We start from the raw sequence: 16,256 nt of genomic DNA, 5'->3' as shown, positions 1-16,256 counted from the left end.
AACTGGAGTGCGGTAGCTGCTTTCCATGCTCCCTTCTCGACCATCTCAACCCACCGCACCTAACTTAAGGAAAACCCATGGCGCAATATATAATTTCCGTTTTCCATGATCCCGGCGTCCACGCAGCCGGCGCGTACGAAAGCCCAGCCCAGCAGGCTGAAGCGATCACCAGAGTGGAGATGTTCAACAAGAAACTCATGGAAAAGGATGCTTTTGTGTTCGCTTGTGGATTGACTCCTCCGGAAGATGCTCGTCGCGTAGAAAAAGTCGTAAGCGAACATGACGGCGCGGTTGTCACGGCGTATTCCGTAGCTGATGGGCCGGTGGGTTCGGGACCATTCGTGGGCGGTTTTTGGGTCATCGAGGCCCCTGATCATGAGGCAGCGGAGGACCTGGCGCGTGCGGCAAGCGAAGCGTGTGGCCAGGGTGTTGAGTTGCGTCGACTGCAGGGATAGTTTGCAGCGATCAGTGGGAGGAATAAACGCCGAACGTACGCGTTATAGGTAGTAGCTTCCCAAAGTTCAGTCCGGTAGACTCAAGTTAGCATTCGTCCGTGCAGTACCACTACAAATTGCCGACCCCCAACGGCGGGGATGTCGGCCCTAAAACAAAACTAAATGTAGAAATTCATTAATCAAGGAGAGAAGACTATGGCGCACAATGAGTGGGCCGAGAAGGATTACTACCGTGACCTCGGAGTATCTTCCTCCGCAGGTGCGGACGAAATCAAAAAGGCCTATCGCAAGTTAGCCCGAGACAACCACCCAGACAAAAACCCAGGTGACTCGGCAGCTGAGGAGCGCTTTAAGAAGGCAGCCGAGGCCTACAGCGTGCTTGGTGACGACAAGAAGCGCAAAGAATACGACGAGCTCAAGGCCCTCCTCGCCTCCGGCGGATTCGGAGGATTGGGTGGCTTCGGCGGGAACGGAGGTCCCGGATTTTCGGGAGGGTTTCGGACGTCGCAAAACTTCGACGCGTCGGACCTTTTCGGAGAAGGCCGATTTGCTGGCGACGGTGGCCTTGGGGATATCTTCGGTGGCCTTTTCAACCGCGGTGGCGCTGGCCGCCACGCAGCGACGCCGACTCGCGGGGCGGACGTCGAAACGCACATCACGTTAGAGTTCCGAGAGGCCGCCAAGGGCACCACCCTGCCAATCCAGCTCAGCGGAGACGCGCCATGTACTGACTGTCACGGTTCGGGATCTCGGTCGGGTAACCCATCGACCTGCGGTGACTGCAACGGCACCGGTTTCAAATCGGAAAACAAGGGTGCCTTCGGTTTCTCCGCTCCCTGCACCACCTGTGGCGGGACAGGGCAGGTCATCACCGACCCTTGTGCTACCTGTTCGGGAACCGGCACGGTTCGGCGAACTCGCTCCATTACAGTGCGCATTCCTGCCGGGGTAGAAGATGGGCAAAAGGTACGACTCGCCGGGCAAGGTGAGGCTGGACCAAATGGGAAGCCGGCCGGTGACCTATTTGTCACGGTGTCAGTCAAGAAGGACGCGGTGTTCACCCGCAAGGGCGATGACCTCGAAGTGACAGTCCCGGTGTCATTTACAGAACTTGCCCTCGGCGACACCATCACCGTTCCTACCCTCGAAGCCCCAGTCCGGGTGAAAGTGCCAGCCGGGACACCGAGCGGGAGAATCCTCCGGGTCCGAGGCCGTGGCATCACCCGAAGCTCCGGAGTGAAGGGCGACCTATTGGTCAAGGTTGAAGTGCACGTGCCTAAGGACATCAGCGCTGCAGAGGCATCCGCACTGCGCACCTATGCACAGGCAGCCAAAGATGCCGGCTACAACCCACGAGCAGGCTGGGCAGGGCTGAGCTAGCTTCGCCTCTCAACTTGGCCCCAACTCAGCAACCATCAATAACTAAGAGATGTTCAAGGAGGTGCGTGACATGGCAGCTGACGAAAGCAAAGAAGTCTTCGTGATCTCGGTGGCGGCTCAGCTTGCGGGAATGCACGCGCAAACATTAAGAACCTATGACCGCATGGGGCTCGTTATCCCGCAACGCACGCGGGGTGGCGGACGGCGTTATTCGCGTCGGGACGTCGATCTGCTCCGGGAAATCCAACGACTTTCCCAAGAGGAAGGCGTGAACCTAGCAGGCATCAAGTCGATAATCGAGCTCACGCGGGAAAATGAGCAACTACGCGCCGAAAACGACCAGCTCAAAAAGGAACTAGAGTCCGCGCAACGGCGCACCCAGCGACCTCAAGGGGAGTTGGTACACGTGCCTCGCTCCACTGCGGTGGTCATGTGGGAGCCACGCCGGAACCGCAAGCGGGGGTGAAATCAGCGTCCACCGCGGTAATCTAGTGCCATGCGCACACTAGTTACAGGCGGCGCCGGTTTCATCGGCTCCCATCTCGTAGATCTCCTGCTCGCTGAAGGACACGACGTGGTCGTGGTCGATAACCTCAGTCGAGGTCGACGCGAGAATCTGCAACAAGCTGAGCAAACTGGCCGGATGCACTTTGTAGAAGCCGATATCCTCGAGCTCGACTTCAATGCTTTCCTGGCCGAGCACCGCCCCGAGGTTATTTTCCACCTCGCAGCGCAAATCGACGTCCGCAACTCAGTAGCGGACCCGCTCCACGACGCCGAGACGAACATTCTCTCCACCATCCGCATTGCCGACGCCGCTCGGCAGAACCACGTGCGCAAAATCGTATTCACCTCCTCAGGAGGTTCCATTTACGGCGTGCCGGAAAACTACCCAGTCGATGAAACCGTGCCGGTGGACCCACACTCGCCCTACGCGGCATCTAAGGTCTCGGGCGAAATCTACCTCAACACCTTCCGCCATCTCTACCAGCTGGATTGCTCTCACATCGCACCCGCGAATGTGTATGGGCCACGGCAGGACCCGCACGGTGAGGCTGGGGTAGTAGCTATCTTTTCCCAGCGATTGCTCGCCGGACAGCCGACGCGTGTTTTCGGCGGTGGTGGCAATACCCGTGACTACGTCTATGTTGGCGATGTTGTCCGCGCGTTCTACCTCGCCAGTGGCTCTAAGGGTGGCGGAATGCGGTTCAATATCGGAACGTCCGTGGAGACGACGGACCGTGAACTCCACAGCCTCGTCGCTGCCGCTGCCGGGGCACCTGACCAGCCGGAAGACGCCCCGGCCCGCCTGGGCGACGTTCCGCGCTCTGCGCTTTCCTACGCTCGAGCGAAGGAAGTCCTGGGCTGGGAGCCGGAAGTCGCTATCGAGGAGGGTGTGCGTCGCACCGTGGATTACTTCCGCGACTAACCTCGGGCTGACTGTGCCAACTGCTGATCGATGGTTTTCTTGAACACATCGGTTGGCTGAGCACCGGAGACGAACTTGGTGCCGATGAGGAACCCCGGCGTGCCATTGACACCAAGCGAGCCACCGTATTGTTGCGCTTGCTGGAGCACGGCGTCGTATTTGGTGCTCGTCGCGTCGGCTGTGAACTTCGCCAGGTCGGGGACCCCGGCGGCGGCAGCGAATCGTTCGTAGTCCGCGATGCCGAATTCCGGATGCCCGTTCTTGGTGGCTGCTTCCTGGTAGAGGGCATGTTTGAACTCGTAGAACTTGCCCTGTTCGGCGGCTGCCCGGCCAGCTTTGGCGCCGGCTAGGGCCTTGGGACCGTTGATTGGCATGTCATTCCACTCGATGCGGAGGAGTCCACGGTCCACGTAGTCTTTGATCAATGCATCTTCGGTTTGCGTGGTGTAGCGTGCGCAGAAGGGGCATTCGAAGTCGGAAAACTCGGCGATGACTACTGGAGCATCGGTGGGGCCGATCGCAAATGGGTCGGCCTCGTTACGCCGGTGCACTTTCGGCAGGTCCTCCTGAGACTGGATCGCCCCGGAGGAACCAAAAATCAGTGCATCGTATGTGCCGTCGGCCTTTGCGACGGGTCCTGGTCCTCGGGTGCCGTTGCCACCAGCTTTAGCCTTGGCGACACCAGCTTCGATAGCAGTCGGCGAGTCCGGATTTGCCGCGATGAATTCGGCAGTAGCTGCTCGTTCGCCTAGGACATAGCCACCGAGTCCGCCGATGGCGGTGAGCAAAAGGCCATTGATCGCCAGCAGCGCGATAGTGCGTCGAGAAGCAGCCATTAGCGCAGTTCGTCTTCGGGCTTGACGGCGTTCTTCAGCGCGATCGCACGGGCCAGGCGGGCGTAGCGCAGTTCTTGCTCACGGAAACGCACGTAAGACGAGAGCGTGGTAAACATGAAGGCCACGACCAGGGCGTAAAGCAGCAGGTCGGTGCCACGCGAGACGCCGACCCAGTTGGCGACGATGGTGAGGTCGTCGGGGCGCAGCACTGCCCAGATGCAGGCGATAACGAAGACGACGAAACCGAGCTTCACGCCTGCCTTAGCGCGCGCTTTACGACGGTTCCCGAGGAAGTACACCACGAGGAAGGCTGTCGCTACCAGGAGCAAGAGTTGGATGAGGGTTTGTCCGATCATGGCAGTTTCCTTGCGAGTAGGCCGTCAGCGAGAATGTTGACACCGTTGATGAGCGATTGGCCCTTGCTCATGGAGTATTCGGTGTACAAAATGTCGACTGGTTCTTCGCTGACGCGCCACTTCATCTCGTCCATCAGGGAGACAAATTCCGAGGCGTGGCTCATGCCATTCATGCGCAGGTTCAGCTCGTCAGCGACCTTCTTGTTGAAAACACGCAGGCCGTTATGCGCGTCGGTAAGTCCCAGGCGTCGGGTGCGTGGCGAGAGCATAACGACGGTCTTCAGCACGATGCGCTTAATCAAAGGCACCTGGTCGTCTTCTTTTCGCGGCCTGCCGAAACGGGTGCCGACGATGATGTCTACCGGCTCCTGACGCAAACGCGCCAGCATGTTCACCACGTCCTTGACCTGGTGCTGGCCGTCTGCGTCGAAGGTGACAAAGTACTGTGCCCCCGGCTGGGAGCGGGCATATTCGACGCCCGTTTGGATCGCGGCCCCTTGGCCGAGGTTTACCGGGTGGTTCACCAAGTGGGCGCCCGAGGCGTGAATTTGGGTGGCGGAATCATCGGCAGAGCCATCGTTGACGGCGACGATGTTAGGGAAGGTCTGTCGAGCGTTTTCGATAACATCGTGGATCACCGCGCCTTCGTTGTAGCACGGGATCACTAGCCACGTGTCGTGGTAGCTGGCAGGAGATGAGTTTTCCATGATGTTAGGTAGCCTAACGCACTCGGGATTATCTACGGTGGAACAACGTGCCGTAAGCAGCTTTTAGAGCTGTGCTGGGCAGAAGTCGGTAGGCGGTACGGATGAGGAAATTGGCCATCGCGCGCTTCTTGGAGATCAGACCGTAACTTGTTAGGTTGCGCTGGATCTGACGCTCGGCCTCCAACATGCCTTTGCCGGTGCGGCGTTGGAAGACGGCGTCAGAGATGCGGAAGAATGTCAGTGGCTCTGGTAAGTTATGGAATTTCTTTCCGCAGGCCAGCAGACGTGCGTAGAGGTCGTAGTCCTCCATGAGATGGACGGCGCGATAGCCTCCGGCTTCTTTGATGGCTGCAGTACGGATCATCACGCTTGGGTTGTTGATGGGGGAGTTGATGAGCGCGTACTTCGCGATCTGTGTGTGTTGCTCCGGAAGCGTCCGAACGCCCACGATGTTGTCGGTGCTGCCGGCAAATTCCGCCAACGCAGTGCCTAAAACGTCCAGGTGGGGGTGATTTGCGAAGAAATCCAGTTGCTTGGCGAAGCGCGTCGGGTCAGCGATGTCGTCAGCATCGAGGCGCGCGACGAAATCGGTGTGGATGGTGTTGAGGCCAGCTTGCGAGGCGGGCCCCGCACCCTGGTTTCGGGACAGTACCACGGTGCGCGCTTCGGGGTTGAGCTGCACAAACTCATCGATGACCTTCCGAAGCGCGGTGCCGACGGGGCCATCTTCCACGATCACAATCTCATCAGCGCGCCGGGTTTGACGGGCTAATGAATCGAGGCACTGGTGTAATTCGGTGGGGTCAATGCGGTGATACACGGTGACGAGGGCGGCTAGCGTCGGCATGGTTTTGATATTAGCCGGTTCGGGCCAGCGTGGCTCAATAAGGGCCGGGTGGGGAACAGGTGTTCTAATGTATTCGGTTAAATCCGCAGTTGAATTGCTGGCTGCACGAGTGCTTTCGAACTTATGGGGGATTGTTGTCCAGGGGTTCTGATTAGGTGAAGACATGCACAGACACGAGCACATCCACAACCTACTCACTCACATAGACGAACTTCTCAACGAATTCACCGATGCCATCGATCGAGCCGAACCAGTTCGCCTTAGACACTTGCTCAGCGAGCAGCGGGTTACGATCCGCAAGGCGGAATACGCCTCTGTTTGCATGATTCATCAACTTATCGAGGCCGGGCTGCTGCGCGCTGAGTCGCGTAACCAGCGCAATGCCATCTTGCATGACCTGCGCATCACCCGAAGACAGTTGAATAACTATATATGCGCAGCGCAACGGCTATTTTCTGAAAGAGTCAGTCTCTCTTCACCTCAGCCGAGGTTGCCCCAATTGCCGACCTTAGCCAGGCACTGCGCTGCCGGAGAAGCAGAAATTGGCGCGGCTGAAGTCATCGGATCCACCTTGGATACCCTCCCTAAAGTGCTTGCTGGAGAGGTCTTTGAATACGTCGAAACTACGCTTGGGGACTTAGCTACGTCCCTGTGCATCGAAGATCTGCGCAAGGCGGCACACAAGATATTGCAGGGTCTTGCACTCGATGACAAAGCCGCCGATGCCATGCGAAGAAAGCGACGCGGGGCAGCCTTAAGTAAGCAAGACTCTAATCTCATGGCACGGCTATGCGTCACCGCGACGCCAGAATTACACGCCCTACTTAGCAGACTATTCGCTGACTACGCCGGCCCTGGCGACCTATTAAGCCCAGGTGAAAAAGAGGATGACAAAAGGACCTCGACCCAGCGCCAACACGATGCATTGGTGGCAGCACTGAAGTACGCATTGCACCGAAAGGGGCCCATGCCTCCAACGCGGGGGTGCTCAACTGTGGTAGCCACGATGACGAGGGAACAGCTTATTGAGGGCACTGGGGTGGTCGCCACCGATGTGGGGACGCTTTTGCCAATGCGTGACCTCCTGCGGCTTGGCGCGGACCGGGACGCCTTTTGCGCAGTGCTAGATTCCGAGACTGGGAACCTTTTGGAGCTCGGCAAGTTCAAGCGAGGTGCAGATGTCTATCACTACCTAGGGCTGGTCGCATCGCAAGGGGTCGATCAAACTCCGGGGTCGGACTTGCCCGCGGCCTGGTGCGAAATTCACCATATCCGTGCTTGGGTCCGCGGTGGCCGAACCGAACCGAACAACCTCATGTTGTTAGGGCACCGGACGCACCGCAATGTCGATGATTATCACCGCAACAAAAACAAGTGGTGGACCCACGTCCTACCCGGTGGGTTCCAAGTCATTTGCCCGCCGGAGCAGTTGGATCCACAGCGGACGTATTGTCGTAACGCGCACCCGGCGACGTGGTTCATTCCCGGCCACCAGTACCAAACGGCTAGATGATGTGACCTATGCGTCCTCTCCGGTACGCGCAGAAAGGAGGCCGAGTACTTGCACCAGAATGCCTGCCGTTGGACCGAGAAACAACGCGATGCATACTGCGGGGACCAACCCGAGTGGCAGTAACACCACCCCGATAGCAACGATGCTGGCAACTACCCAGCCCAGGATATAGAGACGATGCAACTCAGCTGCGACCGCGGCTGTGCTCGTAATCATGAGTGCGCCCGCGCAGGCTGAAGCGAAAGTCAAAACAGCTAGGTGTGGGCCCGGGACCACAAATTCGGGGGGAAACACCAACCGCATGATAGTAGGGCCCAACAGCCAGGCGGCGACAGCTCCCACCCCACCGACTGCGAAAACACCGCAGATCGGTTTCGCAAGTGCGCTCAAAATCTGCCCACGGTGTTCCACAAAAAACACGATCAGCGCAGACTGAAAACGCTGAAGTGGTACCAAAATCGGTGCGCGGGTGAGCGTCACCGCCATGACCAGCCCGCCCATAGTTACGCCATTGGTGGGGGCGTCGGAAAGCAGGGCTTTCATGATCGTGGGGAAACCGGTGATCAAAACGGCAGTTGCTCCGGTAGCCAGCATGGCTTGTAGCGCGTTTGATCTAAAGGTTCGCGCGGACACGTCGGTGGGTTTGTTGAGGGCTTGCCTGGCACGTGGTGAAGCGGCGAGGATAAAGCACCAACTCAGGGCGCCGATAACCGTGATCAGGATGAACGCGGGCAGGCCCCAGCCCAGAAGCCACGCAGGTATCAAAAGGAGGATGCGGATTCCGGAGTCGAGCGCCAACAACCCCGCGTACTCACTCCACAGCTTCAGGCCGGAAAGTACGCCGGATAACAACGCTTGGCACGCGTAGAGACCCAAGCCACAGGCGAGGAGCACGGTCGCGGTCGCATGATGCGTGTCCACCAAGTGGGGCATCCACAGCGGTGAACTCGCGATGATAGCGAGCGCCATCACCAGACCTACGGCAACCGCAAAGCGTATTGGTCGGGCATTGCCGACGCGTCCTGATTCTTCGGCAGCGGAGATCGCTCTGGTGGTTTCCTGCGTGAGGCCGTCGATAATTCCGGTGCAGGCGAAGAATAAGCCCCACAGCGCCATGAATTGGACAGTGAGCGCCTCGCTGAGGATTCGTGGCGCGAGAATGATGATGGCAAAGCCAGAGAGTGCAGCAAAAACTGTCGCCAGGCTGAGAAAGCGCACTGGTTATACCTTCGCGTGGGGTTTACGGCCAGCGCCACCAGCAGCGTCCGGACGCGCAGCGCCCGGAAACTCGGGCAGTGGCAGTCGGTTTAGCCAGGACTGCCACAACGCGTCCAAGTTGGCTGCGCCTAGGTCATTGTCGGCACAGGCGCGGAGTGCTTCGTTGCGCAGGTCGTGGGGCTCGACCACGCTGTGGCGTCCGGTTTCGACATAGCGACGTAACATAGCGAAAAAGGCCACGTCGCCGAGCAGCGTGCGCAGTCCGTGGACCATCAGTGCTCCACGCTTGTACACGCGGTCGTCAAACATGTCGCGGGGTCCGGGATCTGACAAGAGGAGGTCTTGGGGTTTGCCAGCCAGCACGCGGTAATGGTGTGCGGCTGCGTCGGCCGCTGGAGTATTCGTGGAGTGTTCAAACCACAACCATTCTGCGTAGCATGCGAATCCCTCGTTAAGCCAGATGTCGTTCCACTGAGCCAGCCCCATGGAGTTGCCGAACCATTGGTGGGACAATTCGTGTGCGATTAGCCGTTCCCAGCGGTCTTCGCGGGCGTGATTGGCCCCAAAAATCGAAAGACCGGCAGCTTCCAGTGGGATTTCGAGATTGTCTTCGGTGACCACCACCGTGTAGGAAGGGAACGGGTATTCACCGAACAGCTCTACGTAGAGAGCGAGCATGTCGGCCTGGCGGGCGAAGGTGCGTTGGAAGTCTGCTACCAGGCTGCGGGGAACGTAGCCAATGATGGGTACCGGAGCTTTGCTGAGCACCACCCGCTCGTATTCGCCAACCATGACGGTCGCTAGGTAGGTCGCCATCGGCCGTTCCATGTGCCAGCTAAAGGTGGTGTGGGAGCCGCGTCGCTGTTCGCCAACGAGCGTCCCGTTGCACACCGCGGTGAACGGGTTGTCGACAGTCACGTGAAAGTCATAGGTGGCCTTCTCGTCGGGGGTGTCGTCGCAGGGGAACCACGACGGCGCGCCGCAGGGCTGCGAGGCTACGAGTGACCCGGAGGAAAGTTCCTCCCAGCCGATGTGACCCCATTTGCTGCGCAGTGGGCGCGGGTTGCCTGCGTACCGGATGACCAGCTCGAATGCGTTGTCGGCGGGTAAGGTCTCGCTAAAAGTCAGGCGTAGCTTCCCTCCGGAGTGCTTGTAGCGGGCAAGTCCCACGGGCGCTGATTCCACCTGCACCTTGGACACCCGGAGGTTGTCGACCAGGTCAAGGGTCATGTGGTCGAGCGGTTCGTAGGACTCGATACGCAGCTTTGCTACCGCGTCCAGCCGGTTGGGCAGCACCCGATAGTCGAGGTCCAGCGTGTAGTGGCTGACATGAAACCCGAGGTTAAAGTCGATGTCCGTGTAGGAATCGCGCGTACCCGGGATCGGTGTGGAACGGAGTCTGTGCGTAGTCATCGGTTACTTAGGGTACTCGCTTGCAGCTGTTGGCCTAACCACGTGTAGATCAACGCCTCCATCTTCGCGACTTGCGCATTGTTCGCAGCCCCAGCGTGACCCCCTTCGGTGTTCTCAAAGTAGTCCACTGGCTGCAAAGCATCCTCCAGCGCCGCCGCGAACAAGCGGGCGTGGGCGGGGTGTACCCGGTCGTCGCGGGTGGATGTGGTCACCAGGGCAGGCGGGTACGTGCGCTGCTTATCGACGTTGTGCAGCGGCGACCACGTCATGATCGCAGCACGTTCTTGCGGGTCGTCCGGGTTGCCGTATTCCGCCATCCATGAAGCTCCCGCGCTCATGGTGTGGTAACGCAGCATGTCGGTGAGTGGAACCTGAATCACAGCTGCCCCGAACAGTTCGGGATACTGCACGAGTGCGCCAGCCGTGAGTAGCCCACCGTTGGAACCGCCACGGATGCCGAGCTGCTCGCGAGTTGTGTAGCCGCGCTGGGTTAGGTCTTCGAGCACCGCGCGGTGATCCTCCCATACTTTGTAGCGATTCGTCTTCACTACTTGCGCGTGCCAGTCGGGACCGAACTCGCCACCGCCGCGCAGGTTGGCCTCGACGAAGTAGTTACCGGCTTCTAACCAGCTGATTCCCCTGGTCGCGTAGTAGCCGGGCAAAAGGCTGACCTCGAAACCTCCGTAGGCATGGACCAGGGTCGGGCGGGCAAGTTCGCCTTCTTCTGGGAACCGGCCGGTGATGAAATACGGAATTGCGGTGCCGTCCGACGAGGTAGCCCAATGCTGTCGAGTTTCGATGCCTCGGGCGTCGAAAAGCTCCGGTGCGGTCTTGATGGGGGTGATGTCCCCGCCGACTTGCCCGTGGAGGAGCTGCGTGGGTTCAGTGAAGGTTTCGTAGGTGAGCCAGATTTCGTCGTCGCGTAGTGGCGAGGTGCCTGCGACCCGGGCGGTCGACGCGCCGATGTCCTTGAGTGGGCGTTGTGGTGCCCACGGCGTGTCGATGGGCGCGTAGCTGATGCGGGTGGTCACGTTGTCGAGCACGGTGAGCACCAGGTAGTTGTGGGTGAAGTTGAGACCCTGCAGTGAAGTGCGTGCGGTGGGGGTGAAGACCTGGTGGAAGTTGCGGTCGCCGCTGAGGAAGGCGTCGAAAAGCTGGCAGCCTAAGCCACCAGCGGGGATGTCGAAGCAGCTGGTCCGGGGATTGAGGAAGATCCACTGCCGGAAAATCGATACCGAGCAGTCCTCCGGGACGTCGAGGCGGACGGGGCCGGTCGGTGTGGCGAGGAAGGTGTCGCTGCGGTAGAAGTCGATCGATCGGTGGTAGAAGGTGCGCTCGTACCCAGGCATGGTGTCGTGCCAGCCGCCGACGGCGACGTCGCTGCGTTCGCCGGAGAATTCCAGGGTGGCCTCGCCCAGGTTGGTTCCGCGTCGCCAGCGGTAGACATGAGCGGGGTAGCCGGAGTCGGTCAGCGTGTCTGCGCCCATGTCAGTACCGACCAGCAAGGTGTCGATGTCTACCCAGCTCACGTCAGTCTTTGCCTCCGGAATGTGGAAGCCGTCGCGCACGAACTGACCAGTGCCCAGATCGAACTCGCGGATGACCGTCGCGTCCGCGCCGCCCCGGGAGAGCCGGATGAGCGCGCGGTCATATTCTGGGGAGCGGACGTGTGCACCCTTCCATACCCAGTTTTCCTGTTCGGTCTCAGCGAGCTCGTCGAGGTCAATGAGTACCTGCCAGTCCGGGGTATCGCTGCTGTATTCGGAAAAGGTGCAGGTCCGCCACACACCCCGCGGGTGTGCGGCGTCGCGCCAAAAATTGAACAAGCGCTCCCCACGGCGCCGGGGCATGGGAATCCGCGCGTCCGTATCGAGCCCGTCCTGAAGCCGCGTGGTCAACGCGGACAGGGTGGCCGGGTCTAGCTTGTCGACGCACCGTTGCGAGCGCTCTTTTGCCCAAGCCAATGCTTCTTCGCCGTCAATTCCTTCAAGGAACATAACCTCCACCGTAGTGGCCAGGAAGTGCTGGCGTGGAAAAATCCCCGGGTTACGCTGTTGGTTCTGGGCGAAGGCCCGTTCCGGTTTCTAGGTAAGTTTTCATCGCTGCAATGATCATTGTCCACCCCATAGAGACGCCCTTGAGCATTTCGGACTCAGCCGAATCAAACCCGTCGTGGACCAAGGTTACCTTCGTCCCCATGTGGTAAACGCTGGCATCTTCGATGAGCCAAGTCACCCGGCTCTGTTCCTGTTGAGCAACCTTGAGGGCCGCCTCGGAGTCAAAGAGGTCCCGGTGAAAGTCCTGTAAGCGATGCCACGTGTAGGAGAGCTTTTCGTCCGGAATGACCTCAAGTACTTCCTGGTCGAGGTCTTCGTATTCGCCGTTCGGATCCGACTTCCACAGGACCTTGTCGCCGACTTGCCACGTAGAGCGGGCGCCGGTGTTGTTCATGAAGCGGGCCTGAATCTCGTCGCTGGTCAGAGCTTCAAAGACTAGTTGTGGAGTGGTGAAAATGTAGGTTTCGTAACGGAATTCCGGGTTCATGAATACAAAGCACAGTTTCCGCTCGCAAACAGTGTCGCGGGAAGGATTCAACAGCATCGCGGTTGACCTCCATTTTTGTGTCCTTGGCGGGGTTTGGGGTTAAGTAAAGAAAAGTGTGTCTCGCCGGCGTGTCGCCGGCCGTGCGGGTGTGCTGCACAAGTGCTATGTCGTCGCCTCGGCGTAGTCCGACTACGTAGAACAGCGTTTTTTAATGAATAAAATCCCACAGCGGTAGTCCGACTACACCGAAGGGACGACATCGAGCGAGCTACGGCTCCCACACCACAGTAAATACTGGCTTCAGGCCCTCAACACTGCGGAAAACATGAATGAGAGACATGCTTTCGCCTACTTAACCCCGGGGTTGCCTGATCAACCCGATAACGAACAAAAAGCCCGGCCTCTAAAGGTAAAGAGAGGCCGGGCATAGAGCGAGTAGAACTTAGCCGTTCAACGCAGCGTTGAAGGTAACGTCCCAAGACTTGTGCAGATCGTCCTGCCACCAAGCCCACGAGTGGGTGCCGGTGTTGCGGAACTCGAAGTGGGCTGGGATGCCTTCACGGTCGAGCTTTGCCTTCAGGTTGTGAGTGGCGAGGTTGGTCGCGCCTTCGATCACGCCGCCTTCGATGCCGAGGATGGCAACGTTCGCGGAGTTGTACTGCACCCGTGGTGCGCTCCACACGTCGTGTTCACCGAGCAGTCCGGTGGCGTTAGAGACATACAGGTTGGTGCCACGCAGCTTGTCGGAGTTGATCAGCGCGTCGTTGTAGTGCCAGGTTGCGGTGCCCAGTGGGCCCCACATCATGTTCTTGTTTACGCCACCGCGGTTCAGTGTCTGGTCGATGGCAAACAAGCCGAGTGGGCTGGAGGTTTCTGCCATGCCGGAGAAAGAGCCGACAGCGTCGTAGAAACCTGGGTTGTGCTCGGCGTAGAGCAGGGTGGTGGTTGCGGACATCGACATGCCGATGATTGCGCGCTTGCTGCTAGCGTTCAGGTGGTTTTCGATTGCGCCTGGCAGTTCCTTCGTCAAGAAGGTCTCCCACATTTGCTTGCCACCGAGCTGTGGAGCTTCCTCCTGCCAGTCGGTGTAGTAGGAGAATGCTCCGGACATCGGAACGACGACGTTAACGTCCTTGTCCTTGTAGAAGTCGAGGATGTCAGTCTGCATGATCCAGTTTGCGCGCCCCTCGCCACCGTCACCACCGTTCAAGGCGTAAACGATTGGACGTCCTGGGTTGGAAGCTGGCAGGACCACCATCGGAACCCAACGGTCCATGGATGGGGAGTAGGCCCACATTTCTTTGACATCGCTGCGGCCTTCGATGGCGGCGCGCCAACGTGGGACGGTGTCACCCTTCGGGCCTTCCTCGATCGTGGAGAGTTGGGTTCCAGCTGCGATGTCGGCAGCTGGCGTGCCGGCTACTGCCATTGGGGCGACCTGTGCTGCTGACAGGGCGATAGACGCAGCGGCCACGGTCGCGACGATGCGACGGAGATTCTTCATAAACGCAAGCTTTCTCTAGTTGTATTAAATACGCAGTCGCCGTGGCACCGGGTGCCAGCAACATGATGCGAACTTCTTGAGTGTACCGTGCAAACGCAATACGGTTCCGACTCTTCTGTCGGTAATCATTGCGCAAACGTTAACAATGCGCAATGTTTAGCCTCAAAACGCCTGCATGAAAGAAAATACCAGGAATTATGTGGCGCGTGTGACTAAAGTAAACTATTGTTACAAAAGTGAGTTGTGGTCACCGTAGTGTTTCGCTGTACAGACGCACCGCCGCCGGTGTAACGAAAGTGGACCACCAACCGCTTGCCTAAACGTCAGATAACTCCAATTACCAAAGGAATTACCATGCAGATCTTCGAACAAATCTTGCTGTTCATCAACAACATCTTGGGTGCTGGCATCCACGCCGGTTCTTCGGCATCTTCGCAGCTCTCCTCCATGATGGGCGCCTTCTAAAACGGGCATCGGGGCGTCGATAAGCACTGGCTTGTCGACGCCCTTTTGTCATATCTGCCACCATGTCCGCGACAGATTGGCGTGGGGCACGTATCCTGGAACGCGTGACTGAACATTATGACGTAGTAGTTCTCGGCGCTGGCCCTGGTGGCTATGTCGCCGCCATCCGCGCAGCCCAGCTAGGCAAGAAGGTTGCTGTTATCGAGAAGCAGTACTGGGGCGGTGTCTGCCTCAACGTTGGCTGCATCCCTTCCAAGGCGCTGCTCAAGAATGCTGAAGTAGCTCATATCTTCAACCATGAGGCGAAGACCTTCGGAATTTCCGGCGATGTTTCCTTCGACTTCGGGGTCGCGCACGCGCGCTCCCGCAAGGTTTCTGAGGGCATCGTCAAGGGCGTTCACTACCTGATGAAGAAGAACGGCATCACCGAAATCGACGGCTGGGGCAGCTTCAAGGATGCCAAGACCATCGAGGTTGACGGCAAGACCATCACCTTCGATAACTGCATCATTGCCACCGGTTCCGTGGTCCGCTCCCTGCCGGGCGTAGAGCTTTCCAAGAATGTTGTTTCCTTTGAGGAGCAGATCCTCAACCCAGAAGCACCTAACAAGATGGTCATCGTTGGCGCAGGCGCCATCGGCATGGAATTCGCATACGTCCTCGCTAACTACGGCGTAGACGTCACCATCGTCGAATTCATGGACCGCGTTCTGCCGAACGAGGATGCAGACGTCTCCAAGGCTGTTGCCAAAGAATACAAGAAGCTCGGTGTCAACTTGCTCACCGGCTACAAGACCACCGCAGTTCGTGACAACGGCTCCTCTGTTGAGGTTGATGTCGAGTCCAAGGACGGCAAGAAGAAGGACACCCTCACCGTCGACCGCGTGATGATCTCCATCGGCTTCGCGCCTCGCGTTGAAGGCTTCGGCCTGGAAAACACCGGTGTGAAGCTCACCGAACGCGGTGCAATCGACATCGACGATCGCATGCGTACCAACGTTGACGGCATCTACGCCATCGGCGATGTCACCGCGAAGCTCCAGCTCGCCCACGTGGCAGAAGCTCAGGGAGTTGTCGCTGCTGAGACCATCGCCGGTGCGGAAACCATGGAGCTCGGCGACTACATGATGATGCCGCGCGCTACCTTCTGTAACCCACAGGTCGCCTCCTTTGGCTACACCGAGGAACAAGCTCGTTCCAAGTGGGCAGACCGCGAGATCAAGGTCGCTACCTTCCCGTTCTCGGCAAACGGTAAGGCTCAGGGCCTCGCCGAGACCGCTGGCTTTGTCAAGATCGTCGCCGACGGCGAATTTGGCGAGCTGCTCGGTGCACACATGGTCGGTGCTGGCGTTTCCGAGATGCTCCCAGAGCTCACCCTGGCGCAGCGGTTCGATCTCACCGCTGAGGAAATCGGCCGCAACGTCCACACCCACCCAACGCTGTCTGAGGCAATGAAGGAAGCCGCCGAAGGCATCATGGGCCACATGATCAACCTGTAACTGCTGCTCCTGGCGCCCAGCGCCAAGCAACAAAAACCCGCGACGCGCCTTGCCTGGCTAAGACCAAGCAAGGAAACGTCGCGGGTTTTA

15 protein-coding genes are annotated in these 16,256 nt (G+C 58.9%); 6 read left to right on the top strand and 9 right to left on the bottom strand.

The window, feature by feature from the left end; translation table 11 throughout:
• Positions 1-77 precede the first annotated feature (77 nt).
• The 4 genes from CEPID_RS10950 (at position 78) to CEPID_RS10935 (ending at position 3,264) form a co-directional block, all read left to right on the top strand.
• Positions 78-455: a YciI family protein gene (locus tag CEPID_RS10950; protein WP_047240989.1), complete on the top strand. Its 378-nt coding sequence runs from the start codon at positions 78-80 to the stop codon at positions 453-455.
• A gap of 195 nt (positions 456-650) precedes the next feature.
• A complete protein-coding gene (dnaJ, locus tag CEPID_RS10945) occupies positions 651-1,835 on the top strand; it encodes a molecular chaperone DnaJ (protein WP_047240988.1) in 1,185 nt (394 codons plus the stop codon).
• A 70-nt stretch (positions 1,836-1,905) separates the two neighbouring features.
• Positions 1,906-2,301, top strand: coding sequence for a heat shock protein transcriptional repressor HspR (locus CEPID_RS10940; RefSeq protein WP_047240987.1), 396 nt, complete (start codon positions 1,906-1,908; stop codon positions 2,299-2,301).
• 30 nt (positions 2,302-2,331) lie between these two features.
• On the top strand, positions 2,332-3,264 hold the full coding sequence (locus tag CEPID_RS10935) for an NAD-dependent epimerase/dehydratase family protein (protein ID WP_047240986.1): 933 nt from the start codon (positions 2,332-2,334) through the stop codon (positions 3,262-3,264).
• Here the strand turns inward: CEPID_RS10935 and CEPID_RS10930 are convergent.
• Genes CEPID_RS10930 through CEPID_RS10915 form a run of 4 tightly spaced genes read right to left on the bottom strand, consistent with a single transcriptional unit; the run spans position 3,261 to position 6,010 of the window.
• On the bottom strand, positions 3,261-4,100 hold the full coding sequence (locus tag CEPID_RS10930; RefSeq protein ID WP_047240985.1) for a DsbA family protein: 840 nt from the start codon (positions 4,098-4,100) through the stop codon (positions 3,261-3,263). The genes CEPID_RS10935 and CEPID_RS10930 overlap by 4 nt on opposite strands.
• Positions 4,100-4,456 carry a DUF2304 domain-containing protein gene (locus tag CEPID_RS10925; protein ID WP_047240984.1) on the bottom strand — a complete coding sequence of 119 codons (357 nt, stop codon included), beginning with the start codon at positions 4,454-4,456 and terminating at the stop codon, positions 4,100-4,102. The genes CEPID_RS10930 and CEPID_RS10925 overlap by 1 nt, the downstream gene beginning before the upstream one ends.
• Positions 4,453-5,163, bottom strand: a complete 711-nt coding sequence (locus CEPID_RS10920) for a glycosyltransferase family 2 protein (RefSeq protein ID WP_047240983.1) — start codon at positions 5,161-5,163, stop codon at positions 4,453-4,455. The genes CEPID_RS10925 and CEPID_RS10920 overlap by 4 nt, the downstream gene beginning before the upstream one ends.
• A 28-nt stretch (positions 5,164-5,191) precedes the next feature.
• Positions 5,192-6,010, bottom strand: a complete 819-nt coding sequence (locus CEPID_RS10915) for a glycosyltransferase (protein ID WP_047240982.1) — start codon at positions 6,008-6,010, stop codon at positions 5,192-5,194.
• Positions 6,011-6,173: 163 nt separating this feature from the next.
• Between CEPID_RS10915 and CEPID_RS10910 the strand changes: the two genes are divergently transcribed.
• Positions 6,174-7,523: an HNH endonuclease signature motif containing protein gene (locus CEPID_RS10910; protein ID WP_047240981.1), complete on the top strand. Its 1,350-nt coding sequence runs from the start codon at positions 6,174-6,176 to the stop codon at positions 7,521-7,523.
• 6 nt (positions 7,524-7,529) lie between these two features.
• On the opposite strand, the gene CEPID_RS10905 is transcribed toward CEPID_RS10910, so the two are convergent.
• The 5 genes from CEPID_RS10905 to CEPID_RS10885 form a co-directional block, all read right to left on the bottom strand.
• On the bottom strand, positions 7,530-8,741 hold the full coding sequence (locus tag CEPID_RS10905) for a polysaccharide biosynthesis protein (protein WP_047240980.1): 1,212 nt from the start codon (positions 8,739-8,741) through the stop codon (positions 7,530-7,532).
• Positions 8,742-8,744: 3 nt separating this feature from the next.
• The gene (locus CEPID_RS10900) at positions 8,745-10,154 is read right to left on the bottom strand and encodes a M1 family metallopeptidase (RefSeq protein WP_047240979.1); all 1,410 of its coding nucleotides are present in this window, start codon (positions 10,152-10,154) and stop codon (positions 8,745-8,747) included.
• Positions 10,151-12,151, bottom strand: coding sequence for a prolyl oligopeptidase family serine peptidase (locus CEPID_RS10895; RefSeq protein ID WP_047240978.1), 2,001 nt, complete (start codon positions 12,149-12,151; stop codon positions 10,151-10,153). The genes CEPID_RS10900 and CEPID_RS10895 overlap by 4 nt, the downstream gene beginning before the upstream one ends.
• A 49-nt stretch (positions 12,152-12,200) precedes the next feature.
• Positions 12,201-12,698 carry an SRPBCC domain-containing protein gene (locus CEPID_RS10890; protein WP_158408048.1) on the bottom strand — a complete coding sequence of 166 codons (498 nt, stop codon included), beginning with the start codon at positions 12,696-12,698 and terminating at the stop codon, positions 12,201-12,203.
• A gap of 442 nt (positions 12,699-13,140) precedes the next feature.
• A complete protein-coding gene (locus CEPID_RS10885; protein WP_047240977.1) occupies positions 13,141-14,202 on the bottom strand; it encodes an alpha/beta hydrolase in 1,062 nt (353 codons plus the stop codon).
• A 569-nt stretch (positions 14,203-14,771) separates the two neighbouring features.
• Here CEPID_RS10885 and lpdA point away from each other — a divergent pair.
• Positions 14,772-16,166: a dihydrolipoyl dehydrogenase gene (lpdA, locus tag CEPID_RS10880; protein ID WP_201775201.1), complete on the top strand. Its 1,395-nt coding sequence runs from the start codon at positions 14,772-14,774 to the stop codon at positions 16,164-16,166.
• Positions 16,167-16,256 lie beyond the last annotated feature (90 nt).

Source organism: Corynebacterium epidermidicanis (genome assembly GCF_001021025.1).
Taxonomy (GTDB): domain Bacteria; phylum Actinomycetota; class Actinomycetes; order Mycobacteriales; family Mycobacteriaceae; genus Corynebacterium; species Corynebacterium epidermidicanis.
This window is presented reverse-complemented; position numbering and strand designations above follow the sequence as displayed.

Coding starts and splice junctions, on each gene's coding strand:
- CEPID_RS10950 (WP_047240989.1), top strand. CDS start 78: ATGGCGCAATATATAATTTCCGTTTTCCATGATCCCGGCGTCCACGCA.
- dnaJ (WP_047240988.1), top strand. CDS start 651: ATGGCGCACAATGAGTGGGCCGAGAAGGATTACTACCGTGACCTCGGA.
- CEPID_RS10940 (WP_047240987.1), top strand. CDS start 1,906: ATGGCAGCTGACGAAAGCAAAGAAGTCTTCGTGATCTCGGTGGCGGCT.
- CEPID_RS10935 (WP_047240986.1), top strand. CDS start 2,332: ATGCGCACACTAGTTACAGGCGGCGCCGGTTTCATCGGCTCCCATCTC.
- CEPID_RS10930 (WP_047240985.1), bottom strand. CDS start 4,100: ATGGCTGCTTCTCGACGCACTATCGCGCTGCTGGCGATCAATGGCCTT.
- CEPID_RS10925 (WP_047240984.1), bottom strand. CDS start 4,456: ATGATCGGACAAACCCTCATCCAACTCTTGCTCCTGGTAGCGACAGCC.
- CEPID_RS10920 (WP_047240983.1), bottom strand. CDS start 5,163: ATGGAAAACTCATCTCCTGCCAGCTACCACGACACGTGGCTAGTGATC.
- CEPID_RS10915 (WP_047240982.1), bottom strand. CDS start 6,010: ATGCCGACGCTAGCCGCCCTCGTCACCGTGTATCACCGCATTGACCCC.
- CEPID_RS10910 (WP_047240981.1), top strand. CDS start 6,174: ATGCACAGACACGAGCACATCCACAACCTACTCACTCACATAGACGAA.
- CEPID_RS10900 (WP_047240979.1), bottom strand. CDS start 10,154: ATGACTACGCACAGACTCCGTTCCACACCGATCCCGGGTACGCGCGAT.
- CEPID_RS10895 (WP_047240978.1), bottom strand. CDS start 12,151: ATGTTCCTTGAAGGAATTGACGGCGAAGAAGCATTGGCTTGGGCAAAA.
- CEPID_RS10890 (WP_158408048.1), bottom strand. CDS start 12,698: ATGAACCCGGAATTCCGTTACGAAACCTACATTTTCACCACTCCACAA.
- CEPID_RS10885 (WP_047240977.1), bottom strand. CDS start 14,202: ATGAAGAATCTCCGTCGCATCGTCGCGACCGTGGCCGCTGCGTCTATC.